The following is a 25,653-nucleotide window of genomic DNA, read 5'->3' as shown; positions in this document are numbered from 1 at the left end:
ATGGGCTTTGAACTGCTAATCGGGCTGGGCGGCTTGGTTGCCCTTGTTGGGCTGATCGCCATCCGCGTTCCCGTCGCTTACGCCATGGCGACTGTCGGTATGGCCGGCATTTTTATGTTGTCCGGGCCAGCCATTCTGATGTCGCAGCTTAAGTCGCTCGGCTTCGGGGTTTTCTCCAATTACGACCTGTCGGTCGTGCCCATGTTCATCCTGATGGGGCAGGTGGCGTCCAAGGCTGGCCTTTCCCAGGCGCTGTTCCGCGCAGCCAATGCCTGGCTTGGGAGGCTGCCGGGCGGTGTTGCCATGGCGGCAATTGCCGCCTGTGCCGGGTTCGGTTCGGTCTGCGGCTCGTCGCTCGCTACCGCCTCCACCATGGGCCAGGTCGCGCTCCCCGAGTTGCGGCGCTATAAGTATTCCCCGGCCCTGGCCACAGGCACACTCGCCGCAGGTGGTGTGCTGGGCATCTTGATCCCGCCCTCTGTGGTGCTCGTGATCTACGCGGTGCTGGTTGAAGCCAACATCGTCACCATGTTTTCCGCCGCGCTGCTCCCTGGATTGATGGCGGTCCTGTTCTTCATGATCGTGATCGCGATCTATGTCTGGCTGGTCCCAGATGCCGGTCCCAAGGGTGAACCGGTCAGTCGCGCAGAACTATTGGGTGCCACGGCGGGTATTCTGCCGGTTCTGGGCATATTCGGTCTGGTGATCGGCGGTATCTATATGGGCCTGTTCACGCCCACACCGGCCGCTGCGATTGGCGTCTTCCTGGTTGTTGTCTATGGGGTTGCCCGCCGTATGGTCAGCTGGGGCGCCATGCGCGATGCCGTTCTGGAAACGGCCAAGGCATCGGGCATGATCTACATGATCGTGCTGGGCGCCGAACTGCTCAAGATTTTCATGTCGCGCGGCGGCGTCCCGCAGGCTGCGGCGGAAATGATGCTCAATTCCGGGCTTTCCGCCCACATGATCCTGATCATTCTGCTGCTGTCGTTGATCCTGCTCGGCTGCCTGATGGACTCGCTGTCCATGATCCTGCTGGTCATGCCGTTCTTCTGGCCCGTCGTTGCCCAGCTCGATTTCGGTATGAGCCCCGAAGACACCAAGATCTGGTTCGGCGTGCTGGCACTGATTGTGGTCGAACTCGGCCTGATAACGCCGCCAGTAGGCATGAATGTCTTTGTTATCAACGCCATGGCGCGCGACGTGCCAATGATGGAGACCTTTAAGGGCGCCATGCCGTTCTTTGCTGCTGAGGTCGTGCGCGTCGTCTTGCTGATCGCATTTCCCGCCATTGTCTTGTTCCTGCCCAACGCTCTGTCGTAATTAGGTGTCCGGCGCAGGCGTCGGGCACCCAAAGGGGCAAAGTGGCTATTCAACTCAACAACTCAGTGGCGCGGGCATTCGCCATTCTCAAACTCTTTTCTGAGACCCGACGCACCATCGCGGCGGCCGATCTGGTGCGTGAGCTCGATCTCAACGCCATTACTGCCCATCGTTTTCTCAAAACCCTGGAAGGCGAGGGGGCGCTGGTGGCGGCCAGCAAGGGCCGCTATCGGCTGGGCTATATGCTGGTTGATCTGGGGCGGCGCGCCGAGCGTGAGGATGATCTGGGCCCGCTCCTGCAACCCGTGCTCGACGGGCTTTCGGCGGACACGCAGGAAGCCAGCATGGCCACGCTCTATCAGGCAGGCATGGTGGTGTGCATCGCGCGTGGTCTGGCCCAGCGCAGCCTTTCGGTCGATATCCGCGTCGGTAGCCGGCTGGAAGCCTATTGCACCGCACATGGCAAACTCTGGCTGGCCCATATGACGCCCAGCGAGCGCAGCCGCTATCTCGATAGTGTCGAACGCCTGGCCAAAACTGGCGCAACCCTTACCAAACGCGATGAACTGTTGCGCGAACTCAAGGCTATCGCGGCACAAGGCTATGCCATTAATCGCGGTGAGCGCGAGGATGGCATTAGCGCCATTGCCGTGCCGGTTCTGGGTCGCGACGGCCAGATGGTCACCGCCCTCTCAAGTTTCGGCCCGACCTCGCGCCTCAGCGATGCCGTACTGAACCAGAGTTTGGCGACTTTGCAGCGCGCAGCGCTGGAGGTGAGTGAACGCCTCTACGGCAGGCCGACATAATTCTCGGCCAGGCTTTGCTGGGCCGCAACTGAGCCGCCGAGATAGTCGAACTCGGCGCGCTGAATGCGGCGGCCAAAATTGCCCGTCTCGGGGAAGGTGTGCAGCAGCGACGTCATCCACCAGCTGAACCGCTCGGCCTTCCAGATCCGCTGTAGGACGGTGGCCGAATAGCTATCCACGCCCGCCGCGGAGCCCTCGATGAACCGCTCGATCAATGCCTCGGCCAGCGCCTTGACGTCGCTCATCGCCAGATTGAGCCCCTTGGCGCCAGTCGGCGGCACGATGTGGGCCGCGTCACCTGCCAGAAACAGGCTGCCAAACCGCAGGGGCTCGGCAACAAAACTGCGCAACGGCGCCACCGATTTCTCGATCGATGGACCGGTCTTGAGGGCCTCTGCAGTGGCCGGGTTAATCCGGGCGCGCAGTTCATCCCAGAACCGCTCGTCGCTCCAGTTTTTGACATCCTCGTCGCCGGGCACCTGCACATAGTAGCGGCTGCGGGTGTTTGAGCGCATCGAGCACAACGCAAAGCCGCGCGCGTGGTGGGCGTAGATCAATTCCTCAGCGACTGGTGGTTGCTCTACCAGCACGCCCAGCCAGCCAAAGGGATAGACCCGTTCAAACGTGGTCACCGCGTTTTCTGGCACGCTAGCACGACACACGCCGTGATAACCGTCGCAGCCGGCAATGACATCGCATTCCAGCGTGTGGCTGACACCGTCCTTGGTGAAGGTTACCCGAGGCTTGGCGCCGTCAAAGTCATGAATGGCGACATCGTCTGCTTCATAAATGGTCTTGGAGCCGGTTCTCTGGCGTGCCGCCATCAAGTCGCGCGTCACCTCGGTCTGGCCATAGACCATGACGTGCTTGCCGATCAGCTTGTCGAAATTGATGTTCAGCATCTCGCCATCAAAGGCCAGATCAACGCCGGTGTGGATCAGGCCCTCCTCATGCATGCGGGCGCCGACGCCTGCCGCATCGAGCAGATCTATCGTGCCCTGTTCGAGCACACCCGCCCGGATACGCCCCAGCACATAGTCGGGGCTTTTGCGCTCAATGATCACCGCGTCAACGCCTGCCTGCTCCAGCAGACGACCCAGCATCAGCCCCGAGGGCCCGCCGCCAATGATTGCAACCTGTGTCCGCATGCCGTCCTCCGCCATCTTTGCGGGCAACAATGCGGGGCAGGGTTGTTTTGACCAATGGACAGGACCGGCAAAGACTTGGATAATCTGAACATGTCAGAAAGCGCTTCACCTGTCCCCGTTTATGCCCTGTACGGCGAAAGATCGGCGCTTCCATTCGCCGATCGTCTGCATTGGGAAACGCTTGCTGCCCGTTCGAGCTTGCACGATTTTCGCATTAGCCCCCACAGGCACGAGCAGCTGTTTCAGGTTCTGCAGCTGACCAATGGTAGCGCAGAGGTTACCCTTGAAAACGTGGTGAGCGCCATTGCGCCGCCTTGCGTGGTGATCGTGCCAGCCCTCAGCGTGCACGCCTATCGGTTTGAGCGTGACGTTGGCGGTACCGTGCTCACCCTGTTCCAGACCGATGTGCGCGCCATGCTCGACAGCCACCCGGAAACCGCTGGTGCCTTGGCCACCCCCGCCATTATCAGCGATGCCGATCCTGCCATTGCCCGGGCGTTGGAGGCGTTACAGCAAGAGGCGGGTCATGCCGATCAGGCGCGCGGGCTGGCGCTCTCGTCTCGTGTTGGCGTGGTGCTGGCCGAATTGGTGCGTGCCAGTCGGCGGGCACTGGCCACCAGCCAGCCCACGCCGCAGCCGGCGGTACGCCACGCCCAGGCATTCCAGCAATTGGTCGAACAGGAGTTCCGCAACCAGCGTTCGCTGGCGTTTTACGCCCAGGCGCTCGGCATTACCCCTGGTCATCTTAATCGCACGGCCAATGCCGTTCTGGGGGCATCTGCCATGGCAGTTGTCGAGCGCCGCATCATGCATGAGGCGCGCCACTATCTGGTCTTCACGGTCATGCCGGTCAAAGAGATCGCCTACGCCTTGGGATATGCCGACCCGGCCTATTTCAGTCGCGCGTTCCGGCGGTCAGTGGGCCAGCCACCAGAGCGGTACCGCAGCGCCAACACGCTTGCAGGCGGATAACGCGCACTCAACTCACCCCTGGCTGGCGTTCGCGCGTTTCGTGTTGCCACTCTGCCACGGCCATTTACCCTCGATCTCGACTTCCAGTGACAGGCTCAGGAAGGTGCGGATCAACACAATGCCTGCCAGCACACCCACGGTTTGCAGGCTGGGCTCAATTGCCACGGTGTTGATGATATCTGCCGCCACCAGCAGCTCGAGACCCAACAGGATTGCGCGGCCCAGCGTCGCTCGCAGTTCCCGATAGGCGGTTGGCCGGCGTGGATCGCGCAAAAAGCTGATCGCTGCCACAATGATGCCAATCACGATGACCAGCACCCCGCCAGCTTCGATGGTCAGCGTGGTCACCCCCAGTAGCTGCGAAAAAATCTCGTGCATGCCTCATCCTCTTCAACCAGGTTCAACCCGGCGCGCCGTGCGTGGTTGCGCCCGAACGGTATGGGCCCCGCAAATCGTGCGCAACCGCCCGCTGAAATGCATGGGCATGTCTGTGATGTTCGAAAAAGGTCTGGCGATCCCGGCAGGACTCGAACCTGCGACCAACAGCTTAGAAGGCTGCTGCTCTATCCAGCTGAGCTACGGGACCTGGACCAGACCGGTTTCATGTAGCGGATTCTGAGGCAAAGGGAAGACCGCAGCCCAATCCTATTGTTTTTGTACCGACGTGCTGGCCGACTCGATAGGGGCGGGCAGCGTGCTGCCGCGTACGATCAGCTCGGAGCTCAGAACGGTATGCTGGGGCACGCTGCGAGGCGGTTTGCCCTCGATCAGATCGATGAGTTCTTCGGCCGCCAGGCGCCCCAGCGCCTCGCGCGGTTGCCGCATGGTCGTTAGCGGCGGCCAGAAATGGGCCGAGACGGCCACATCGTCAAATCCCACCACAGACACATCGCGCGGGCATTCCAGGCCAAGCCGCCGAATGCCGGACAGGAAACCGATGGCTGACTCATCATTGGCCGCAAATACCGCGCTGGGCCGGTCCGACAGGGCCAGAAACCTCTCGGCAGCGGCCAGCCCATGTTCCATCTCAAAGCCACCTGTAAGAACCCAGTCGGGCCTTGTCGCCAGGCCACTCGCCGCCAACGCGGTGCGGAAACCCGCTTCGCGCTCCGCTGTCAGCACATTGCCTGCGGGTCCAAGAATATGACCGATGCGCGTGTGGCCCTGGGCAATGAGGTGGCGCGTGGCCACCCGCGCGGCATAGGCATTGTCGGTCCGTACCGTGTGGAATGGAGCACCAGGAATGGTCTCGCAAGCCATTACCAGCGGCACATTGGAGGGCTCGGCACTCAACACCAGCAATTGCGCCAGATCGACAGTGCCGTCGAGCAGCAGCAGTCCATCAGCCCGGTTGGAAAGGAAGTACTCGTGCAGCCGGCGACCTGATTCTGCCCCGGCGAACCGGTTCACCACCAGTACCCCGTAACCGCGTGTCGCGGCTTCGCGTTCGATAGCGTCCAGTATGGTTGAAAAGAACGTATTGCGGATGTCAGGCAGCGCCACCAGAATTGTTCTGGCTGTTCTTTGCCGCAGCGAGCGCGCCGCCTGGTTCAAAGTGTAACCGGTGACCTCGACAGCCTCTGAAACACGCGTGCGTGTTGCCTCGCTGACCTTGGCGGGCTGCGACAGGGCACGACTAACAGTTGCTGTAGACACTTTGGCAAAACGCGCAACATCTTGAATTGTAGGCGTTTTTCGAGAATTTGGCATACCTGGCAGCGCCCCCCATCGCTGTCGGTAACGCATTCTGTCTAAATCGATCTTGACAGGTCCGCAAGACGTGTATGAAACTCATGCAATCGATTGCAGAGATTTCGTTCAACCGAAAATGCAATCGATTACACGCAGTCAGCTCGGGATGTCTCACAAGAAGACAACCTTGCGGCTGACGGCTTCGCGGGAGCGCTTCGCTCCAAGTGATCGTTGGGAGGACAATCTATGAAGAAATTTGCAGTGGTCGCCACTATGGCAACCGCGCTTCTCGGCAGCACAGCTGTACATGCTGCTGACGTTGAAGTGATTCACTGGTGGACATCGGGCGGCGAACAGGCTGCTGTGTCCGTTTTTGCTCGTGAGTTTGACGCTCTGGGCGAAGACAAGTGGATCGATACCGCAATCGCCGGTGGTGAGAACGCTCGTTCCGCTACCCTGCAGCGCATTCTGGGTGGCGACGCCCCCGGTGCTGCTCAGTTCAATCCAGGTCGTCAGTATGAAGAACTGATCAGCGGCGGCATGCTGCTGGATCTGACCCCACTGGCCGAAGAAGAAAACTGGGCTGGTTTCATCCGTCCGGCCTCGATCGCCGAGGCTTGCCTGGTTGATGGTCACTGGTGGTGCGTTCCCGTCAATATCCACTCGTGGAACTGGGGTTGGGCTTCCATCCCGGCATTTGAAAATGCTGGTGTTGAGCTGCCAACCAGCTTTGAAGACTTCCTTGAGAAGGCTCCAAAGCTTGCTGAATCCGGCGTCATTCCATTCGCCATCGGTGGCGAAAGCTGGCAGATCAACGGCGCGTTCGGCGTGATCCAGACTGCTATGCTGGGCCTCGACGACCGTCAGAAGATCCTTGAAGGCAAGGACCTTGAGCTGGCCGCTTCGGTGATGCCAGACGTCTTCGCCAAGTTCCGCGAATTCAAGGAATTCTCGGATGAAGGTTCTGCCAACCGCAACTGGAACGACACGACCAACCTCGTCGTGACCGACCAGGCCGCAATGCAGATCATGGGCGACTGGGCTCGTGGTGAATTTGCTGTTGCTGGTGAAGTTGCCGGTACCGACTACGCCTGTCTGGCTCTGCCAATCGCCGCACCAACGGTTTCGACCGGTGGCGACATCTTCCTGTTCCCCAAGCAGGATGATCCAGACGTTGAAGCTGCTCAGCTGAAGATGGCCTCCATGATGGTCAATCCTCAGGTTCAGGCGCTGTTCAACAACGCCAAGGGCTCGATGCCAATCCGTGACGACGTCGACATGTCGCTGGCTGACGATTGCATGCAGCGTGGCCTTGAGATCATCAAGGATCCTGCCAACATCGCAACCGATGCCGGTCGCTGGTTGTCCAACGACACCACCGGTCAGATGAACGACCTTGTCGCTCAGTTCTGGGCTGATGACAGCATGACTGTCGAATCCGCTGTGGACTCGTATGTGAACATTCTCAAGACAGCAGAATAGTCACGATGCGTTGGCCGGAGGGCATATGCCCTCCGGCCTTTCTTATTTTTGCATGGCCTGAGCCACGCAAGGGGAGTCCCTGAATGTCCCAGTTCGCGCAAAGCAGCGAAACTGCGGTGCCTGGCAACGGCCACCACCCACGCAAAGCACGCCGAAGATTCAACCTGATGTCGATTGTTGGGACCATCCCGATGATCCTGACCGCAGTCGGCGTTTTTGTGATCTGCATCATCTTCTCGTTTATCTGGTCCTTCACCAACTCGAAGCTGTTTCCAAACTTCAACTTCGTTGGCTTTGACCAGTACACCCGCCTGTGGAGCTCCGACCGCTGGAACATCTCGGTGGGCAATCTGTTCACCTTCGGCATCTTCTCGATCATCGGTAACATGGTGTTCGGCTATCTGCTGGCTGTGTTCATGGACCAGCGGATCAAGCAGGAAGACATGTTCCGCTCGATCTTCCTGTACCCATTTGCCATGTCGCTGGTGGTGACCGGTCTGGTTTGGCAGTGGATGTTTGACCCCAATCTGGGCATTCAGTCGGCCGTTCAGAAACTGGGCTGGACTGATTTTCAGTTCGCGCCTCTCACCAGTCAGGCAACTGCCATTTATGGTGTCGTTCTGGGCGGTATCTGGAACGGCGTCGGCGTGACCATGGCCATTCTGCTGGCCGGTTTGCGCGGCGTGGATGCCGAAATCTGGAAAGCTGCCAAGATTGACGGCATTCCGGCCTGGCGCACCTATCTGTTCATCGTCTTGCCGATGATGCGTGGCGCCATTCTGACGGCCTTCATCCTGCAGTGTACCGGTGTGGTGCGCGTGTACGATATCGTCATCGCCATGACGCAGGGCGGTCCGGGTATCGCGACCCAGATGCCGGCCATCTACGTTATTCAGCACATTACCGACCGCGCCAATGTGGGGCAGGGCATGGCTGCAGCCAGCACGATGCTGCTGCCGGTCATCGCCGTGATTGCTCTGCAGTTTGCATTGCAGTGGAATGCCAAGCGCAAGAGGAACAAGGCATGACGTCCGAAACTATGTCCGTGTCGAACGGCACGAAGGGCGCCATCGAGCCACGTGGCGCCAAGCCCAAAAAGCTCACCGCCGCGCGTATTGGCGTCTACGCTTTCCTCGTCATCTCGGCACTCTTCTTCCTGATGCCGCTCTATGTGATGATCGTGACTTCGCTCAAGGGCCTGCCGGAAATCCGGCTGGGGCTGCTGTTCAACCTGCCGCAGGAAATCACCTTCGAGCCTTGGCTCAAGGCCTGGGATACCGCCTGTACGGGCCGTGACTGTAATGGTCTCAAGCCCGGTTTCATCAACTCGCTCAAGATCACGCTGATCTCCGTACCGATTTCGATCGTGGTCGCCATGCTCAATGGCTATGCGCTCAGCTTCTGGAAGTACAAGGGCTCCGAGCTATTGTTCGGCATCCTGATCTTCGGCGCCTTCGTGCCCTATCAGGTGGTGATCTATCCTTTGATCATCGGTCTGCGCGAAGTCGGCCTGTTCGGTACACTGCCGGGCATCGTGATCGTGCACACCATCTTCGGCATGCCCATCCTGACACTGTTGTTCCGCAATTTCTTTGCATCGCTCCCCCCGGAGCTGTTCAAGGCGGCACGCGTTGACGGGGCAGGGTTCTGGCAGATTTTCTTCCAGATCATGCTGCCAATGTCGGTGCCAATCGCCATCGTGGCTGTGATCTTGCAGACCACCGGCATTTGGAACGACTTCCTCTTCGGTACCGTGTTCGCCGGCCGAGAGAACATGCCAATGACAGTTCAGCTCAACAACATCGTCACCACTACGACCGGTGTTCGCGAATACAACGTCAACATGGCAGCGACCATCCTGACCGCTGCCGTGCCACTGACTGTCTATTTCATCTCGGGTAAATGGTTCGTCCGCGGCATCGCCGCCGGTGCGGTGAAGGGTTAAACAGATGCAACACAGTGTTTCCATCCGGGATCTGTCGCTCAATTTCGGTAGTGTGAAGGTGCTCGAGCACCTCGATCTCGATATCGCTCAGGGCGAGTTCATCGTCCTGCTCGGCCCATCGGGTTGTGGCAAGTCGACCTTGCTCAACTGCGTAGCTGGTCTGCTCGATGTTTCCGACGGTCAGATCTTCATCGGTGGCAAGAACGTCACTTGGGAAGAGCCCAAGGACCGCGGCATCGGCATGGTGTTCCAGTCCTATGCGCTTTATCCGCAGATGACCGTTGAGCGAAATCTCAGCTTTGGTCTGCGCGTGGCGGGCATGAAGAAGGAAGAGATTGATCAGCGCGTCGCCCGCGCCGCCGAAATTCTCCAGATTGGCCCGCTGCTGCAGCGCAAGCCGGTCGAACTGTCCGGCGGTCAGCGTCAGCGCGTGGCCATCGGCCGTGCCCTGGTGCGTGATGTGGATGTGTTCCTGTTCGACGAACCCTTGTCGAACCTGGACGCCAAGCTGCGCTCCGATCTGCGCGTCGAGATCAAGCGGCTGCATCAGCGGCTCAAGAACACCATGATCTACGTGACCCACGATCAGATCGAGGCCTTGACGCTGGCTGACCGTATCGCCGTCATGAAAAATGGGGTGATCCAGCAGCTCAGCGACCCACACACCATCTACAACAAGCCGGTCAATCTATACGTGGCCGGGTTCATCGGCTCGCCGCAGATGAACATGTTCCAGGGCTCGCTTGACGGCAACAAGTTCGTCGTCAACGAAGACGGCACTGAAATTCCGGTGTCGACCTATGAGTTCACCACGCCCGTGACCGGCAAGACCAAGGCTGTGCTGGGCGTGCGTCCGGAACACATCATGCTGGGCGAAGAAGCCAAGGGCATGCCGTTCACGACTGAGATCGAGATCGAGATTGTCGAGCCCATGGGGTCCGACACCTTGGCCTGGACCAAGATCGCCGGTCATCAGGTCACCTTCCGTTGCAACAGCGACGTGGTGCTCAAGACCGGTCAGAAAGTCACCATCGGTTTCGATCCGGGCCGCGGCTCGATCTTCGACACCAACACGACCAACCGGCTCTAGGCCCGGTTGATATCAAACTGCGGTGGCGCCCTCCGGCGCCCCGCTTTCGGTACGCCGAACCATTTGGTCAATGTTACTTTTGCGGTAGTTGACCTGCCCTTCGCGGGCGACAAGATCACACGACATGGCTAGCTACTGGTACACCCAGTCTACTCGCCACACCCAATTCCAACGTTATAATGAGGCCAAAATGACCGAATTGTCATTCCAGCTCTATAGTGCCCGCAACTACCCATCGCTTGAAGAATTCCTCGGCAAGCTCGCCGCGCTCGGCTACACGCAGGTCGAGGGCTTTGGTGGTCTGTATGGCGATGCCGCCGGCCTCGCTGCCAATCTGAAAAAGCATGGCCTGATCATGCCAACCGGCCATTTTGGCCTGGGTCAGCTGCAGGACACCGATACCGCGCTCAAGACTGCCGAGACGCTGGGCATCAAGACACTGATCTGTCCGGCCATTCCGCAGGAAGAGCGCAGCCAGGACGAAGCCAAGTGGGTTGCTCTGGGCGAGACCCTTGCCGGTCTGGGCGAAACCTTCAACAAGGCCGGTTACGGCTTTGGCTGGCACAACCACGACTTCGAATTCAACGCGACTGCATCGGGCCGTCTGCCGATGGATATCATCCTTGAGACCGCGTCCAAGATCGAATGGGAAGCTGACGTCGCCTGGATCGCCCGTGGCAAGGCCAATCCCGTCGACTGGTTCGACAAGTATGGCGACCGCATCACCGCGGTTCACGTCAAGGACATCGCGCCTGCGGGCGAATGCCTGGACGAGGACGGCTGGGCCGATGTTGGCCACGGCGTGATGAACTGGGACGATCTGATAACCAAGGTGACCAGCAAGACCAAGGCAAAATACTTTGTCGCCGAACATGACAAGCCGTCCGATCCCGTGCGCTTTGCGACACGGTCGATCGAGACCGCCAAGAAGTGGAAGTAACGCAAAATGGCTAAGACCTTTGGCGTCGGCATTATGGGTGCCGGCAATATCTCCGCCGCCTATCTGCGCCTTGCACCCCTGTTCAAGGGGCTCGAAGTGCGCGCCGTGGCCGATATCATTCCCGAAGCCGCGCAGAAGCGTGCCGAGGAATTCGGTGTCGCTGCCCAGACCCCAGACGAACTGCTCAAGAACAGTGAGCTCGACGTCATCGTCAATCTGACGATTCCGGCGACCCACTATTCGGTGTCGACCGACATCATCTCGGCCGGCAAGCATGCCTATTCCGAAAAGCCTTTTGTGCTGACACTCGAAGAAGGCACTGCGCTGAAAAAGGCGGCTGCCGAGCGCAATCTCAAGGTGGGCAGTGCGCCCGACACCTTCCTGGGTGGCGCCCATCAGCAGGCGCGTCAAATCATCGATTCCGGTCAGCTCGGCAAGATCATGAGCGGCACCACCCACGTGATGAGCCGTGGTATGGAGCATTGGCATCCCAACCCCGATTTCTTCTTCCAGGTCGGTGCTGGTCCCATCCTCGATATCGGTCCTTACTACGTGACCGAGCTGATTCATCTGCTCGGCCCGGTCAAGCGCCTCTCGGCCTTCACCAACATGGCCCGCACGGAGCGCGAAGTGACCGCCGAGGGCCCGCAAAAGGGCACCTTCGTCAAGGTCGGCACGCCAACCACCATCCACGGTGTGCTCGAATTCGTTTCCGGCGCCATCATCACCATCGGCGCAAGCTGGGACGTGGCAGCGCATGGTCACCACAATATCGAGCTCTATGGCACCGATGGGTCGATCTTCGTGCCCGATCCGAACTTCTTCGGTGGCGATCTGGTGACCACCGATGTCGCCGGCACCCGCACCACTGAGACACCCTGGGATCACCCCTTCGGCGTCAACAATCAGGATCTCGACAAGCCAACGCCACGGGCAAATTATCGCACCGCAGGTCTGGCCGACATGATGGCCTCGATCGATGGTGGCTACACCGCCCGGTGCGGTCTTGATGTCGCCCTGCATGCAGTGGACGTGATGACCAGCCTGCTCAAGGCCGGCGAAAGCGGTCAGGTTCTGACCCTGAGCACCACTTGCGAGCGCCCAATGGCCCTCACGCCAGAGGATGCCCAGGCCCTACTGAAGTAATGAGGTGCGTACCTCATTGACAGGACATCTGGTCCCGTCGACACTACCCCAGTCATTTTGAGCAGGCGGCGGCACCCCGCCGCCTGTTCGCACAAAGCGGCTCAAGACCAAGACGCGAAAGCGTCATCAGAGGAGAAAATCATGCGCACCATCAAGGGTCCCGCAATCTTTCTGGCGCAGTTCGCCGGCGACGCTGCTCCGTTCAATTCCTTCGACGCCATTTGCGGCTGGGCCGCCGGGCATGGCTATAAGGGCGTGCAGATCCCGACCTGGGTCGGCAGCCTGATCGATCTGGAAAAGGCCGCCACGTCCAAGACCTATTGTGATGAGCTCAAGGGCACCGCTGCCAGGCACGGCATCGAGATCACCGAACTATCCACCCATCTGCAGGGTCAGCTGGTCGCCGCGCACCCGGTCTATGACACCATGCTTGATGGCTTTGCCCCGCCGGCGCTGCACGGCAATCCCAAGGCCCGCCAGGAATGGGCCGTCCAGCAGCTGCATTGGGCCGCCAAGGCTTCGCAAAATCTCGGCCTCACCGAGCATGCGACCTTCTCGGGCGCACTGGCCTGGCCGTTCCTCTATCCATTCCCGCAGCGCCCGGCCGGCCTGATCGAAGAAGCCTTTGATGAACTGGCTCGCCGCTGGACCCCGATCCTCAACGCCTTTGATGAGAACGGCGTCGATCTCTGCTACGAAATTCACCCTGGCGAAGATCTGCATGACGGCGTCAGCTACGAGATGTTCCTCGAGCGCGTGAACAATCACCCGCGCGCCAATCTGCTCTATGATCCGAGCCATTTCGTGCTGCAGCAGCTCGATTATCTCGACTACATCGACATCTATCACGAGCGCATCAAGATGTTCCACGTCAAGGATGCCGAGTTCAATCCGACCGGGCGTCAGGGGGTCTATGGCGGCTATCAGAGCTGGATCGACCGGGCAGGGCGCTTCCGCTCGCTGGGCGACGGTCAGGTCGATTTTGCCGCCATCTTCTCCAAGATGGCGCAATATGATTTCGCAGGTTGGGCGGTTCTGGAATGGGAATGCGCCATCAAACACCCAGAAGACGGCGCGCGCGAGGGTGCCGAGTTCATCAAGAACCACATCATCCACGTCACCGAACACGCGTTCGACGATTTTGCCTCGGCCGGTACCGATCTGGCGGCCAACCGCAAAATCCTCGGTCTGAGCTAGGGAGTACGACAAATGGCTGAAAACGGCGCAAAGCGCATTCGCCTGGGCATGGTCGGCGGCGGTACGGGAGCCTTTATTGGCTACGTGCACCGCGTGGCTGCCCGCATTGATGGCGATTACGAACTGGTGGCCGGCGCTCTGTCGTCGCGCCCCGAAACTGCCTTGGAATCCGGGCGCAATCTCGGCCTGGCCGAAGATCGCATCTACACCTCCTACGAGGAAATGGCCAAGGCCGAGGCCGCGCGGCCAGACGGCATTGAGGCTGTCTCGATCGTCACGCCCAACCACATGCATTTTGGCCCGGCCAAGGCTTTCCTTGAGGCCGGCATTCACGTGATTTGCGACAAGCCGATTACCTCCACCATTGATGACGCGCGCAAGCTGGCCGAAATTCAGCCCAAGAACGGTGCCCGCTTCCTGCTGACCCATAATTACACGGGTTACCCGCTCATGCGGCAGGCGCGCGAGCTGGTCGAATCCGGCGCGCTGGGCACGATCAGGGTCATTCAGGTCGAATATCCCCAGGACTGGCTGACCGAAGCCACCACCGACGATAACAAACAGGCCTCATGGCGCACCGATCCTGCCCGCTCCGGCGCTGGCGGGGCCATTGGTGACATTGGCACCCATGCCTACAATCTCGCGCGCTTTGTCACGGGCCTGAAGACAGATTCGGTCTCGGCCGATCTCACCAGCTTCGTAGAAGGCCGTCAGCTCGACGACAATGTCCACATCATGCTGCGCTTTGAGGGCGGTGCGAAGGGCATGCTGTGGGCCAGTCAGGTGGCTGTGGGCTGCGAGAATGGCCTGCAATTGCGCGTCTATGGCGACAAGGGCGGCATTGAGTGGCGTCAGGACAATCCCAATTACATGTGGTTCACCGAATTCGGCAAACCCAAGCAATTGCTGACCCGCGGCGGCGCCATCTCTGGCAATGCGGCTTCCACCATGAATGTGCGCATCCCCTCGGGCCATCCCGAAGGCTATCTCGAAGCCTTCGCCACGCTCTACAGCCAGTTCGCAGCGGTCATTCGTGGCGAAGGCGACGCTTTTGAAGGACTACTGCCAACGCTGGCCGATGGCGTTGAAGGCATGCAGTTCATCACAGCCTCGGTTCAGTCGAGCAAGAACGACGGCAAGTGGACCAGGCTCAGCGACGTCTGAGCCGCACGTAGCTGTTGATCAATCTGTCACCCCGGCTTCGGTCGGGGTGATTGTATCTTGCGCCTATTGAATGCGCTCTACCGAATAGCCGGCCGCGCTGAGCAGGTCGAGCACATTACCGTCGCCAACCAGGTGGCCCGCGCCCACGACCACCAGATTCTGCTCATCATTGGCGAGCATGCGCTCGAGCGGCGTCATCCAGTTGCGGTTGCGCTCATAGAGCAGTCGTTCGACAAACGCGTCTTCAAACCCGTCCATTTCGACCTCAACCAGCTTGAGCAGGCCTTCAGGCGTGCCTGATACCCAATAGCCCACCATCTTGTTCATGACTTTGGACATGTCGTCCATTTGCTCGAGCGTGGCTGCCAGCATGGCGATCTGCTCATCCTCAGGTGCGCGGGCGAACACGTCGAGCTGTTGATCCCCGGTTTCGAGAAACACCATGCGCTCGGCGGCCAGTTCGGGCTCCAGTACAAACTCCACCCCCTGCGCGCCAAAGCCATTTGCCGTCAACGCGCCGACAGAAATGGTATTGGCGGCCATCCAGGGGCGCATTGCCAGAACCGTGCCCACAGGCATGTTCATACGCGCCATCTGTGCCCGTAGCTGTTCTTCGAGCGCTGCGTCGATCACGTCGGTCAGCAGGGTGCCGTCGACATAGATGCCTTGGGCAAAGGCCTTGGCGCCCATCTCGGCAATGGCTTGGGGGCGAATGTCGGTCTCGAACACCACCTTGTCGGCTTCGGCGAATGTCGCGTCAAACAATGGCGTCCGCCATGCAGTACCTTCGGGCAGGATGTGGAAGGAGCCAAAGAACCACAGGGCACTGTCCCCATCGCGCACTTCCCACAGCGCCGGACTGGCCTGCGCGGGCGCAGCCAGACCCATGATCAACAGGGCGGGGAGCAGGCAGGTGCATCTGAACATGGTGGCAATCTCCTTGAGATCACTAGTCTGCCAGATCAGCCCGTGCGCACCAAAGCCCAATAGGTCTCATCGTGTGCAAACAGGAAAACAAAATGCGCCACAATCACTTGCGGCGCATGCTGAACTTAATTTCTCAAGTCGAACTTAGTGTGTCCAGGGTGTCTTGCGGTCAGCGCGGAAATTGTCGGGATAGCTGGAGCGCTTCGGTGTGCTGTCATGCGCAGGCTGCACCGAATAGGCGATGCCATTCTTCTGCGCATAAGCCTCAGCGTCTTCCTGAGTCTCGAAAGTCAGGCGAACCTGCTGCTTGGTATCGGTGGATGTGGTGTAACCCATCAGTGGGTCGATCGACCGCTGCGCGGCCAATTCGTGAACCAGAACCCACTGCTTGGATTTGCCTCTGCCCGATTGCATGGCGTTGGGGGCCGGGCGGTAGATACGGGCGGTCATGCAAAGTCCTCAACACGATGCGGCGCCAAAAGGCGAAATGTGATGGTCGGAGTACAAAGATTCGAACTTTGGACCCCTGGTTCCCAAAACCAGTGCTCTACCAGGCTGAGCTACACTCCGAAATCACCGCCGTCACCTAACCTGTTCCGCAGCGGAGAGCAAGCGTCTCTGCAACAACTTTCTCGCATTGACGGAAACTTCCCACACGTTCAATAGATTGGCATGTCAAAACTGACCCGCCGCTGGCCTTTTGGCCTCTCGTCCCGGACCTGGCCAGATCGCGCAATGGCAGTCATTCTGGTGCTTTTTGTGCTGGTATTCGTCGATGCTTGGGCGTCGCAGAGCGCGCAGGCCTGGCCCGACGTGTGGCGCGCACCATTTGCCTTTGTCACAGATTTTGGTCTCTCCGATTGGGTCCTTATCCCCTCGCTGCTGATTTTTGTTGTCACTTTTATCGCCCTGCGGCTGCCGCTGGGGCGGTATCGCGCCGCGATTCACGAACTCAGCCTGCTTTCGGGATTCGTTTTTGTCGGTGTTGGGCTGCCCGGGCTCTTCGTCAATCTGCTCAAGCGGCTGATCGGTCGCGCCCGCCCGGATCACTTTCTGGATCTGGGGGCGTTTCACTTCCAGCCCATCTTTAATGACTGGAGCTTTCAGAGCTTCCCCTCGGGTCATACCACCACTGCCATCGGCACGGCGCTGGTTGTCGGCTTCATGATGCCGCGCCTGTTCCGCGTGATTCTGTTCATCGCGCTGATGACCGGGCTCTCGCGCGTGGTCATTGGCATGCACTACCCCACCGATGTGGTCGGCGGCTTTGTCGTGGGTACGCTCGGCGCGTACGCCGTGCGTAATGGTTTTGCCAGGCGCCGCTGGTTGTTCAACGCCCGCAGCGACGGCTCGGTACGGTTCCGCGGGGTGCCCAATCTGCGCCGCCTGTTTCGCGGACGGCTTCAGCGTGCCGCTGAATAGCGAGCGATCGCATCGGCCAGGTCGGCCTTGAGATCGTCGATGCCTTCAAGCCCGATATGCAGCCGGAACAGATTGCCCTCGGCCGTCCACGGCTTGGCGGTACGATTGGCGCCCAGGCGCACCGGCAGGCACAGGCTCTCATAACCGCCCCACGAAAAGCCCATCGTGAAAATCTCGAGCTTGTCCACGAACGCTGCGACCGATGCACGCGGGGCAGGGGCCAGCAACACGCTGAACAGGCTGCCCGAGCCGGTGAAATCACGTTTGAACAGGGCGTGATCAGGGTGGCTGGACAAACCGGGGTGCAGCACCTGTACGACTTCGGGCTGTGCTTCCAGCCAGCTGGCGATCTCCAGAGCCCGGCTGTGATGCTCCTTCATGCGGATCGCCAGGGTGCGCAGACCGCGCGCCACCAGATAGGCATCGTCGCCCGACGTGAAGAACCCCAGTAGGGCGCGCGTTGATTCGACCTCGGCCCAGGCCGCCTCGGTCGTTGAAATGGTGCCAGCAAAGGCATCCGAATGTCCCACGAACATTTTGGTGCCGGCATGCACCACCAGATCCGCCCCCAGTGCCAGCGGTTGGTGATAGAGCGGGCTGGCCCAGCTGTTATCCACGATCAGTCGCGCGCCATTGGCATGAGCGGCTGCGGCAATGGCGGGAATGTCCTGCACTTCAAACGTCAGCGAGCCGGGGCTTTCTGCCAGAATGGCCGTGGTGTTGGGCTGCATCAGCGCGCTGATTCCCGCGCCTATGCGCGGATCGTAATAGCGTGCCGTCACGCCCATGCGCTTCAGAAAGCCGTCGGCAAAGCTGCGGCCGGGCTCATAGGCGCTGTCGGAGATCAGCACATCGTCGCCTGCCTTGACGCAGCTGAGCACCGCTATGGTGATGGCTGCCAGGCCCGACGGGACCAGACGCGTGCGATAGGCCCCCTCAAGCTCGGTAATGACGGCTTCCACGCTCTGGGTAGTTGGATTGCCGGCGCGGCCATACAGAAAGCGCTGTTTCTGCCCCACCATGTCGTCCAGCGTTTTGAACAGCACGGTCGAGCCGCGATACACCGGGGTATTCACAAAACCGAACTGATCGTCAGGTTCCCGACCGTGATGGGTCAGGATGGTTTCAACAGAACGACGCTCGGAATTGCCGCTTTTCTTCTCACTCATGCTGGGCTCGATGCTCAATATACAGTCAACTGAAAAAAGGTGTCCAAATAAGTGACAGGCATGCTGTCCAAAGCCACCTCTACCCTTGACGTGTGCGTCAATTGGCGATTGCATACCTATCAGCATCACAACCGCTCTTGAAAGAGTGGAGGTGCCACCGGGGAATTGGGTGCTGCCCATCAACCCCGGGACACAAGGTCAGGAAAAAAGGCAATAACAATGCAAAAAACGCTCGTAACAATCGCGCTCGCGGCCTCGCTTGGTCTCGGTGCGACCGCTGCTCAGGCAGCGACTCTCGACGAGGTAATGGCGAAGGATTACATCCAGTGCGGTGTGACCGGTGGCGTCCCCGGTTTCTCTTCGCCAGATGCCAGCAACGTTTGGACCGGCCTAGAAGTTGACTTCTGCCGCGCTGTGGCAGCCGCCATCTTCAACGATGCCGACAAGGTTCGTTATACCCCACTGACCAGCCAGGAGCGCTTCGCAGCTCTCTCCGCCGGTGAAATCGACATTCTCTCGCGCACCACGACCTGGACCATGAGCCGCGATACCGATCTGGGTATCAGCTTCCTGGGCACCATGTACTACGACGGCCAGGCCTTTATGGTCCGCAAGGCTGACGGCATCAACTCGGCTCTCGAGCTGTCCGGCGCGGCTATCTGCCTTGAATCGGGCACCACCACCGAGCTGAACGCAGCTGACTATTTTGCTGCCAACGGCATGGAATTCAACACCGTCGTGTTCGTTGATCAGGACGAAGTTGTGAAGGCCTACGAAGACGGCCGTTGCGACGTGTACACCACGGACGGTTCCGCACTGGCTGCTGAACGTTCCAAGTTCGCTGTTCCTGAAGATCACCTGATCCTGCCAGAAATCATCTCCAAGGAACCCCTTGGTCCGGTTGTGCGTCAGGGCGACGATCAGTGGTTCAAGATCAACCGCTGGACCTACTACGCACTGCTCGAAGCTGAAGAGCTGGGCGTGACCCAGGCCAATGTTGACGAGATGCTCGGTTCCGACAACCCAGCCATCAAGCGCCTGCTGGGCGTTGAGGGTGACTTCGGTACCCCGATCGGTCTGTCCAAGGACTGGGCATACCGCATCATCAAGTCGATCGGTAACTACGGTGAATCCTTTGACCGTAACGTTGGTCCCTCGACTGCAATTGGCCTTGAGCGCGGTCTGAACGCTCTGTGGACCAAGGGTGGCCTGCAGTACGCTCCACCGATCCGCTAACCAGAACCACATCTCCGGCGCATCCCCAGGGGTGCGCCGGTTTTGGTTTGAACCACGACCTCGCGATCTGGACTGCACCGGCCAAATGGCTGGTGAATTGACCGTGGCGTAAGCCGGGCCGGCGAAGCCTTGTCTGGTCGCATGCGCAATGCGTCTGGTTCACAGCAAAGGAATGCATGCCCAATGGCGATGCAAGACAATACCAGTGGGACTGCCCCGCGCAGTTCGCTGCTGAATGACCCGGTCTTCCGCGGCATTCTTTATCAGGTGATCGTCGCCCTTCTGGTGATCGGGTTTTTTGGCTGGCTGGTGATGAACACCGCCGCAAACCTTGCCGCCCAGAACAAGACCACCGGTTTCGACTTCCTGTTCAGAACGGCTGGTTTCGACATCAGCTTCACCCTGTTCCCTTGGAGCCGAACATCCTTCTACTGGCAGGCCTTTCTGGCCGGTTTGCTCAACACGCTGCTTGTTGCCGTGGTGGGCATTTTCTTTGCCACTATCCTGGGCTTTACCCTGGGTATTGCGCGCCTGTCATCGAACTGGCTGATCTCGCGCTTCGCCACCATCTATGTGGAAACCATTCGCAACATCCCGCTGCTGCTGCAGTTGTTCTTCTGGTACTTCGCCGTTCTAAAGGCGATGCCGGCAGTGCGCGAATCCTTCCACTTGCCGCTGGACATCTTCGTCAACCAGCGTGGCTTGATGGTGCCGCGGCCGCTGATCGATCATGAATTCACCTGGGTGCTCGTGGCCATTGCCGTTTCGGTGATCGCCGCAATCGCCATTGCGCGCTGGGCCATGAGTGTCCGCACGCTGACAGGCTCCTATCCGCAGGCCATCATTCTCGCGGCCCGGGTTGCCAATGCGCTGGTAACCTTCGGCGTGGGTTATGTAGCCGCGCTGCTGCTGGTGGGCATGGCGCCCGACATGGGCTCCGCACCCGTCATTGCGCTGATTGTCGCCCTGGTCCTTACGGCGGTAACCTTCACGCCCTATGCGCTCTACGTGAAGCCGGTTCTGGCCTTCATGATCGCAACCGTGGTGGTCGGCTTCCTTGTTGGTGGCATGTTCCCCGCATTGCCAGCTGCCGTCGTTACCATTGGTAGCGTGTTGGCAGGTGTCGGCTTTGGCTGGGTCCAGCTAGAAGGGGCCGATCGGGCTGCTGAAGGCAAGTTCCCCATCGCTTTGCCGCTACTGGTGGCGATCGGCATTCCGGTGCTGGTGTACTGGCTCACCGGTGCCTCGCTGCAGTTTGAAATCCCCGAACTCAATCGCTTCAACTTCAAGGGCGGCATCCAACTGCCACCTGAATTCGTGGCGCTCGTGTTCGGCCTGACCATCTACACCGCCTCTTTCATCGCCGAAAACGTCCGTGGCGGTATCCAGGCCGTCAGCCACGGTCAGACCGAAGCTGCGCAATCGCTCGGGCTCAAGGAAGGTGACCGGCTGCGCCTGGTGATCGTGCCCCAGGCCATGCGCGTGATCGTGCCGCCGCTGACCAGCCAATACCTCAACCTGACCAAGAACTCCTCTCTGGGTGCCGCTATCGGCTATCCTGAGCTGGTCAACGTCTTTACGGGCACAACGCTCAACCAGACGGGCAAGGCCATTGAGGTGATTGCACTGACCATGGCGGTCTATCTCACCTTCTCGCTGCTGACCTCAGCATTCATGAACTGGTACAACGCCCGAGTGGCCTTGGTGGAGCGGTAGAACCATGACAACCTCCACGAGCTATGTGCGCGACGAATTCTCGCCCGAACGTCCGGCCCCCGGCCAGACTGGCGGCCTGATCCTCTGGCTCCGCACCAATCTGTTCGCAACACCAAGCGATGCCCTGCTGACCATTCTGGGCATGGTGTTTCTGTTCTGGGCGGTACCACCGCTCTACAACTTCATCATCGGGCATGCCGTCATGCCCGGTGGCACCGTTGAGGATTGTCGCGTTGAAGGAGCAGGGGCCTGCTGGGCTTACATCTATGCGCGCTTCAACTTCTTCATCTACGGCTTCTATCCCATCGATCAGTACTGGCGTCCCAACATCGTCTTCGTGATGCTGGCTGCGCTGATCATCCCGCTGGCCATTCCGGCAGCACCGTTCAAGCGTCTGAACGCCGCGCTGTTCTTCGTGGTCTTCCCGGTGGTCACATTCTACCTGCTCAATGGTGGCGTGTTTGGCCTGCGCGAAGTGCCAACCGAGCAGTGGGGCGGCCTGATGGTCACCCTGATCATCTCGCTGGTGGGCATCATCTGCTCGATCCCGATCGGCATTCTGCTGGCCCTGGGCCGACAGTCCGACCTGCCCATCATCAAGACGCTCAGCGTGATGTTCATCGAACTCTGGCGCGCTGTGCCCCTGATCACCGTGCTGTTCATGGCTTCGATCATGTTGCCGCTGTTCATGCCGACAGGCACCACGGTGGACAAACTGCTTCGCGCCCTGGTCGGCGTCACCTTGTTCTCCTCGGCCTATATGGCTGAAGTGGTGCGTGGTGGCCTGCAGGCGCTGCCGCGCGGGCAGTATGAAGCCGGGGCCTCGCTGGGCCTGAGCTACTGGAAAAGGACCTATTTCATCATCCTGCCCCAGGCGCTCAAGCACGTCATTCCGGGCATCGTGAATAACTTTATCGCCCTGTTCAAGGACACCTCGCTGGTGTCCATCGTCGGCATTTTCGATCTGCTCAATACCGTGCAGTCGGCCAGTTCCGACATTGACTGGGCATCGCCCACTCAGGCTGTGACCGGCTATGTGTTTGCCGCATTCATGTTCTGGATTTTCTGTTTCGCCATGTCCCGCTATTCGCTCTGGATGGAGCACCGGCTGAACACTGGGCACAAGAGGTAACTATTATGAGTGAAGTATCCCCATCGACCCAAGAGCACACCACTGCCGGGATGAAGATCTCCGAAACCGATGTGGCCGTCGAAGTCGTCGACATGCACAAATGGTATGGTGATTTCCACGTCCTGCGTGACATCAACCTCAAGGTCATGCGTGGCGAACGCATCGTCATTGCCGGCCCGTCGGGCTCGGGCAAGTCGACGCTGATCCGCTGCATGAACCGGCTCGAGGAGCACCAAGAAGGCCATATCATCGTCAATGGCACCGAACTGACCGCTGACCTCAAGCGCATCGACGAGGTGCGTCGCGAAGTGGGCATGGTGTTCCAGCACTTCAACCTGTTCCCGCATCTGACCATCCTGCAGAACCTCACACTGGCCCCGATCTGGGTACGTGGCGTTCCCAAGGGCGAGGCCGAGTCCATGGCCATGCATTATCTGGAGCGGGTGAAGATCCCCGAGCAGGCCAACAAGTTCCCCGGTCAGCTCTCCGGCGGCCAGCAGCAGCGTGTGGCCATCGCGCGTTCGCTCTGCATGCAGCCGCGCATCATGCTGTTCGATGAGCCCACCTCGGCGCTGGATCCAGAAATGGTCAAGGAAGTGCTCGAAGTGATGATCAGCCTGGCCGAAGAAGGCATGACCATGCTGTGCGTGACCCATGAAATGGGCTTTGCCCGTCAGGTCGCCAACCGTGTGATCTTCATGGATCAGGGACAGATCATCGAGCAGAACGAGCCGGAGCAGTTCTTCTCCAATCCCCAGCACGAGCGGACCAAGCTGTTCCTCAGCCAGATCCTGCACTAATCGTCTGATCAGCAATGCCCTGGCCAAATGGTCAGGGCATTTCGCCTTGCTTGGCTTGACCCTGCCTCCTCGCCTGCCAATATGCGCAGGCGAGTGAAGGGAACCACTGATTGCCCCTATTTTTTCTGCGTTTGCCAGCGTTTCTGGCCATGCTTGGCTCCCTGCTGGCCATGGCGTCTGCGCCCGTTTCGGCCCAGACCCTCGACGCTGTGCGCGAGCGCGGTTTCCTGATTTGCGGTGCCACCAATGCGTTGCCAGGCTTTGCCCAGAAAGACGCTGAAGGGCGCTGGTCCGGCTTTGATGTCGATCTCTGCCGCGCCATTGCCGCGGCCGTGTTCGGTGATCCCGATCTGATCGAATTCCGCTCCCTGCGTGGCGAGACCCGTTTTGCGCCGCTGCAGACCGAGGCCGTCGACGTCCTCACCCGCAATGGCCCCTGGACCGAGCGGCGCGACACCATTTATGGCGCCAGCTTTGTGGGCACCGCATTTTTCGATGGTCAGGCCTTTCTCGTCCCGCAATCGCTGGGTCTGGTGTCGGCCTTTGAGCTCGATAATGTCAGCATCTGCGTGATCGATGGCGGCGACGACCTTGAGCGCATCCAGGAATTCTTCTTTGCCAATCAGGCTACCTATACCGAAGTGCCCTATGAGGACATTGACGATCTGGCGCTGGCCTATCGCACCGGTCTCTGCCAGATCATCTCGGCGCCGGGGCGCCAATTGCAGGCCATACGCCGTGCTTTACCCGATCCCAATGCCCATCGCATCCTGCCCGAGCGAATTTCCAAGGACCTGCTGGGCCCGGTCGTTCGCTCTGGTGATCAGCAATGGTTCAACATCGTCAAGTGGACGCTGTTCGCGCTGATCAACGCCGAGGAAGTGGGGATTACCGGTCTGAACACCGAATCCCTGGCCGCCTCGCACACGCCCGTCATCCGGCGCATCCTCGGTGTCGAGGGCGATTTCGGCACCCCGCTGGGCCTTGAGCCTACCTTCATGGCCGATGCCATTCGTGCCGTCGGCAACTATTCAGAGCTCTATGACCGCCATTTCGGTCCCCAGACCGGCGCTGCCCTGCTGCGAGGACAGAACTCGCTCTGGAGCAATGGAGGCCTGCTCTATGCCCCACCAGTGCGCTGATGCTGGAGACGGCGCGCTGTGTCCTGCGCGCGCCAGATGAAGCCGACTTGGCCTTTGTGGCCGCGCTCTACCAGGATGCCGATGTCCGGGCTTATCTCGGTGGCGCTCTAGAACCGCACGCAGCCATTGTGGCGGCGCAGCGGCTCATGATGTCTAGGGCTGACAACCACCTCTGGGTCGCGCGGATTGTCAGCGAACAGCTCCTTTGCGGCGTGGTGATACTGGGTCCCCATGTCGACCGCCGGAAGATGGAAATTTCCTACATGTTCGCGCAGCAGGCATGGGGGCGGGGGCTGGCACATGAGTGCGTGGCTACCGTGCTTTCTCACGCCCATGGCGCACTGGGCATACCGGCTGTGCTGGCGGAAACGCAACGGAACAACGGACCTTCCCGTCGGCTGCTTGAGCGTTGCGGAATGCACCATATTGCTAGTCTGCAGCGCTTCGGTGCCACCCAGCTACTTTATCAAAGCAGCCCTATTCCGCGAACAACAGGCTGACGCGGCGGTTCTGTTTGCCCTTCTTCTCGATCTTGCCCAGCTTGAGCGGGCCGATTTCTGCCGTCGAGCGGACATGCGTGCCGCCACAGGGCTGCAGGTCGACATCGCCGATCCGGATGAGCCGCACGCGGCCCTGACCCATGGGCGGCTTGACGTTCATGGTCTTGACCAGATCGGGATTGGCCGCCATTTCGGCGTCGGTAATCCACTCCTGGCTAACCCCATGATCGCCAGCCACCATGGCGTTGAGCGCTTCTTCGAGTGCGAAAAGATCTTCGGGTACCGCTGGCATGTCAAAGTCCAGCCGGCCCTTTTCTTCGCCGATTGAGCCGCCGGTCACCGGGAAAGCGAACACCACCGAGAGCAGATGCAGTGCGGTGTGCATTCGCATCAGCTTGTGGCGCCGAACCCAGTCCAGCCTTGCCGTGACCACCTCGCCAATGGCGGGCAACGTCGCGCCCTCGACCGGCACGTGCACAATGCTGGTCTTGTCGCCGTCGGGGTGAATGGTGGTGTCGATCTCGACCACGGAACCGTCTGCGCGCTCGATCCGGCCGCTATCCCCCGGCTGACCACCGGAAGCGGCATAGAAAACGGTCTGATCGAGCACCACGCCATTCTCGGGCGTTATGGCAATCACGGTGGCGTCCACTGACTGCGCATAGCTGTCATCGCGGAACAGGAATTGGGTCATGGTCAAACTC

Annotated in this window: 25 protein-coding genes and 2 tRNA genes; 18 read left to right on the top strand and 9 right to left on the bottom strand. The window is 59.9% G+C overall.

Annotation, left to right across the window (positions count from 1 at the left end):
* Both KD146_RS08630 and KD146_RS18475 read left to right on the top strand, forming a co-directional pair.
* Entirely contained in the window at positions 1-1,323 is a 1,323-nt protein-coding gene (locus KD146_RS08630) for a TRAP transporter large permease (RefSeq protein ID WP_212658278.1), read from the top strand.
* Between the two features lie 41 nt (positions 1,324-1,364).
* On the top strand, positions 1,365-2,129 hold the full coding sequence (locus tag KD146_RS18475; RefSeq protein WP_212658277.1) for an IclR family transcriptional regulator: 765 nt from the start codon (positions 1,365-1,367) through the stop codon (positions 2,127-2,129).
* Here KD146_RS18475 and pobA read toward each other — a convergent pair.
* Positions 2,111-3,277, bottom strand: coding sequence for a 4-hydroxybenzoate 3-monooxygenase (pobA, locus tag KD146_RS08620; protein WP_212658276.1), 1,167 nt, complete (start codon positions 3,275-3,277; stop codon positions 2,111-2,113). The two genes, KD146_RS18475 and pobA, sit on opposite strands and share 19 nt — an antisense overlap.
* Positions 3,278-3,367: 90 nt before the next feature.
* Between pobA and KD146_RS08615 the strand changes: the two genes are divergently transcribed.
* Positions 3,368-4,249, top strand: a complete 882-nt coding sequence (locus KD146_RS08615; protein WP_212658275.1) for a helix-turn-helix domain-containing protein — start codon at positions 3,368-3,370, stop codon at positions 4,247-4,249.
* 12 nt (positions 4,250-4,261) lie between these two features.
* Here KD146_RS08615 and KD146_RS08610 read toward each other — a convergent pair whose 3' ends face one another.
* The 3 genes from KD146_RS08610 to KD146_RS08600 form a co-directional block, all read right to left on the bottom strand.
* Entirely contained in the window at positions 4,262-4,627 is a 366-nt protein-coding gene (locus KD146_RS08610; protein ID WP_212658274.1) for a DUF1622 domain-containing protein, read from the bottom strand.
* 131 nt (positions 4,628-4,758) lie between these two features.
* Positions 4,759-4,835 (bottom strand) — tRNA-Arg (locus KD146_RS08605).
* 59 nt (positions 4,836-4,894) lie between these two features.
* On the bottom strand, positions 4,895-5,959 hold the full coding sequence (locus KD146_RS08600) for a LacI family DNA-binding transcriptional regulator (protein WP_249327620.1): 1,065 nt from the start codon (positions 5,957-5,959) through the stop codon (positions 4,895-4,897).
* Between the two features lie 228 nt (positions 5,960-6,187).
* Between KD146_RS08600 and KD146_RS08595 the strand changes: the two genes are divergently transcribed.
* The 8 genes from KD146_RS08595 to KD146_RS08560 all read left to right on the top strand — a co-directional run bounded on the left by KD146_RS08595 (position 6,188) and on the right by KD146_RS08560 (position 14,905).
* On the top strand, positions 6,188-7,423 hold the full coding sequence (locus KD146_RS08595) for an ABC transporter substrate-binding protein (protein WP_212658273.1): 1,236 nt from the start codon (positions 6,188-6,190) through the stop codon (positions 7,421-7,423).
* A gap of 167 nt (positions 7,424-7,590) precedes the next feature.
* Complete coding sequence (locus tag KD146_RS08590) at positions 7,591-8,451, top strand: carbohydrate ABC transporter permease (RefSeq protein ID WP_249327619.1); 861 nt, start codon at positions 7,591-7,593, stop codon at positions 8,449-8,451.
* Positions 8,448-9,368, top strand: a complete 921-nt coding sequence (locus tag KD146_RS08585) for a carbohydrate ABC transporter permease (RefSeq protein ID WP_212658271.1) — start codon at positions 8,448-8,450, stop codon at positions 9,366-9,368. The genes KD146_RS08590 and KD146_RS08585 overlap by 4 nt, the downstream gene beginning before the upstream one ends.
* Positions 9,369-9,372: 4 nt before the next feature.
* The gene (locus KD146_RS08580; protein WP_212658270.1) at positions 9,373-10,458 is read left to right on the top strand and encodes an ABC transporter ATP-binding protein; all 1,086 of its coding nucleotides are present in this window, start codon (positions 9,373-9,375) and stop codon (positions 10,456-10,458) included.
* Positions 10,459-10,648: 190 nt separating this feature from the next.
* The gene (locus KD146_RS08575; protein WP_212658269.1) at positions 10,649-11,398 is read left to right on the top strand and encodes a sugar phosphate isomerase/epimerase family protein; all 750 of its coding nucleotides are present in this window, start codon (positions 10,649-10,651) and stop codon (positions 11,396-11,398) included.
* Between the two features lie 6 nt (positions 11,399-11,404).
* Positions 11,405-12,544, top strand: a complete 1,140-nt coding sequence (locus KD146_RS08570; RefSeq protein ID WP_212658268.1) for a Gfo/Idh/MocA family protein — start codon at positions 11,405-11,407, stop codon at positions 12,542-12,544.
* A 141-nt stretch (positions 12,545-12,685) separates the two neighbouring features.
* Positions 12,686-13,741, top strand: coding sequence for a sugar phosphate isomerase/epimerase family protein (locus KD146_RS08565; protein WP_212658267.1), 1,056 nt, complete (start codon positions 12,686-12,688; stop codon positions 13,739-13,741).
* Between the two features lie 12 nt (positions 13,742-13,753).
* On the top strand, positions 13,754-14,905 hold the full coding sequence (locus KD146_RS08560) for a Gfo/Idh/MocA family protein (RefSeq protein ID WP_212658266.1): 1,152 nt from the start codon (positions 13,754-13,756) through the stop codon (positions 14,903-14,905).
* A gap of 63 nt (positions 14,906-14,968) precedes the next feature.
* Here KD146_RS08560 and KD146_RS08555 read toward each other — a convergent pair whose 3' ends face one another.
* From KD146_RS08555 to KD146_RS08545, 3 genes are all read right to left on the bottom strand, one after another.
* Complete coding sequence (locus KD146_RS08555) at positions 14,969-15,832, bottom strand: TraB/GumN family protein (protein ID WP_212658265.1); 864 nt, start codon at positions 15,830-15,832, stop codon at positions 14,969-14,971.
* Between the two features lie 144 nt (positions 15,833-15,976).
* Entirely contained in the window at positions 15,977-16,282 is a 306-nt protein-coding gene (locus KD146_RS08550) for an ETC complex I subunit (protein WP_212658264.1), read from the bottom strand.
* Positions 16,283-16,325: 43 nt separating this feature from the next.
* A tRNA-Pro gene (locus KD146_RS08545) sits at positions 16,326-16,402 on the bottom strand.
* Between the two features lie 165 nt (positions 16,403-16,567).
* On the opposite strand from KD146_RS08545, the gene KD146_RS08540 reads away from it, so the two are divergent.
* Positions 16,568-17,254 carry a phosphatase PAP2 family protein gene (locus KD146_RS08540; RefSeq protein ID WP_212658263.1) on the top strand — a complete coding sequence of 229 codons (687 nt, stop codon included), beginning with the start codon at positions 16,568-16,570 and terminating at the stop codon, positions 17,252-17,254.
* Here KD146_RS08540 and metC read toward each other — a convergent pair.
* Positions 17,236-18,423: a cystathionine beta-lyase gene (gene metC, locus KD146_RS08535; RefSeq protein ID WP_212658261.1), complete on the bottom strand. Its 1,188-nt coding sequence runs from the start codon at positions 18,421-18,423 to the stop codon at positions 17,236-17,238. The genes KD146_RS08540 and metC overlap by 19 nt on opposite strands.
* Before the next feature lie 219 nt (positions 18,424-18,642).
* On the opposite strand from metC, the gene KD146_RS08530 reads away from it, so the two are divergent.
* From KD146_RS08530 to KD146_RS08505, 6 genes are all read left to right on the top strand, one after another.
* Positions 18,643-19,659 (top strand): amino acid ABC transporter substrate-binding protein, encoded by a 1,017-nt coding sequence (locus tag KD146_RS08530; protein ID WP_212658260.1) that lies wholly within the window; start codon positions 18,643-18,645, stop codon positions 19,657-19,659.
* A gap of 183 nt (positions 19,660-19,842) precedes the next feature.
* The gene (locus KD146_RS08525; protein WP_212658259.1) at positions 19,843-21,375 is read left to right on the top strand and encodes an amino acid ABC transporter permease; all 1,533 of its coding nucleotides are present in this window, start codon (positions 19,843-19,845) and stop codon (positions 21,373-21,375) included.
* 4 nt (positions 21,376-21,379) lie between these two features.
* Positions 21,380-22,507, top strand: coding sequence for an amino acid ABC transporter permease (locus KD146_RS08520; protein WP_212658258.1), 1,128 nt, complete (start codon positions 21,380-21,382; stop codon positions 22,505-22,507).
* A gap of 50 nt (positions 22,508-22,557) precedes the next feature.
* Positions 22,558-23,307 (top strand): amino acid ABC transporter ATP-binding protein, encoded by a 750-nt coding sequence (locus KD146_RS08515; protein WP_212659162.1) that lies wholly within the window; start codon positions 22,558-22,560, stop codon positions 23,305-23,307.
* Positions 23,308-23,417: 110 nt separating this feature from the next.
* Positions 23,418-24,449 (top strand): amino acid ABC transporter substrate-binding protein, encoded by a 1,032-nt coding sequence (locus KD146_RS08510; RefSeq protein ID WP_212658257.1) that lies wholly within the window; start codon positions 23,418-23,420, stop codon positions 24,447-24,449.
* Positions 24,449-24,949: a GNAT family N-acetyltransferase gene (locus tag KD146_RS08505; RefSeq protein ID WP_212658256.1), complete on the top strand. Its 501-nt coding sequence runs from the start codon at positions 24,449-24,451 to the stop codon at positions 24,947-24,949. The genes KD146_RS08510 and KD146_RS08505 overlap by 1 nt, the downstream gene beginning before the upstream one ends.
* Here the strand turns inward: KD146_RS08505 and KD146_RS08500 are convergent.
* Complete coding sequence (locus KD146_RS08500; RefSeq protein WP_212658255.1) at positions 24,927-25,643, bottom strand: alanyl-tRNA editing protein; 717 nt, start codon at positions 25,641-25,643, stop codon at positions 24,927-24,929. The genes KD146_RS08505 and KD146_RS08500 overlap by 23 nt on opposite strands.
* Positions 25,644-25,653 lie beyond the last annotated feature (10 nt).

Origin of the sequence: Devosia litorisediminis (assembly GCF_018334155.1) — a bacterium.
Taxonomy (GTDB): Bacteria; Pseudomonadota; Alphaproteobacteria; order Rhizobiales; family Devosiaceae; genus Devosia; species Devosia litorisediminis.
The sequence above is the reverse complement of the archived record's forward strand: the minus strand, read 5'-3'. Positions and strand labels throughout refer to the sequence as shown.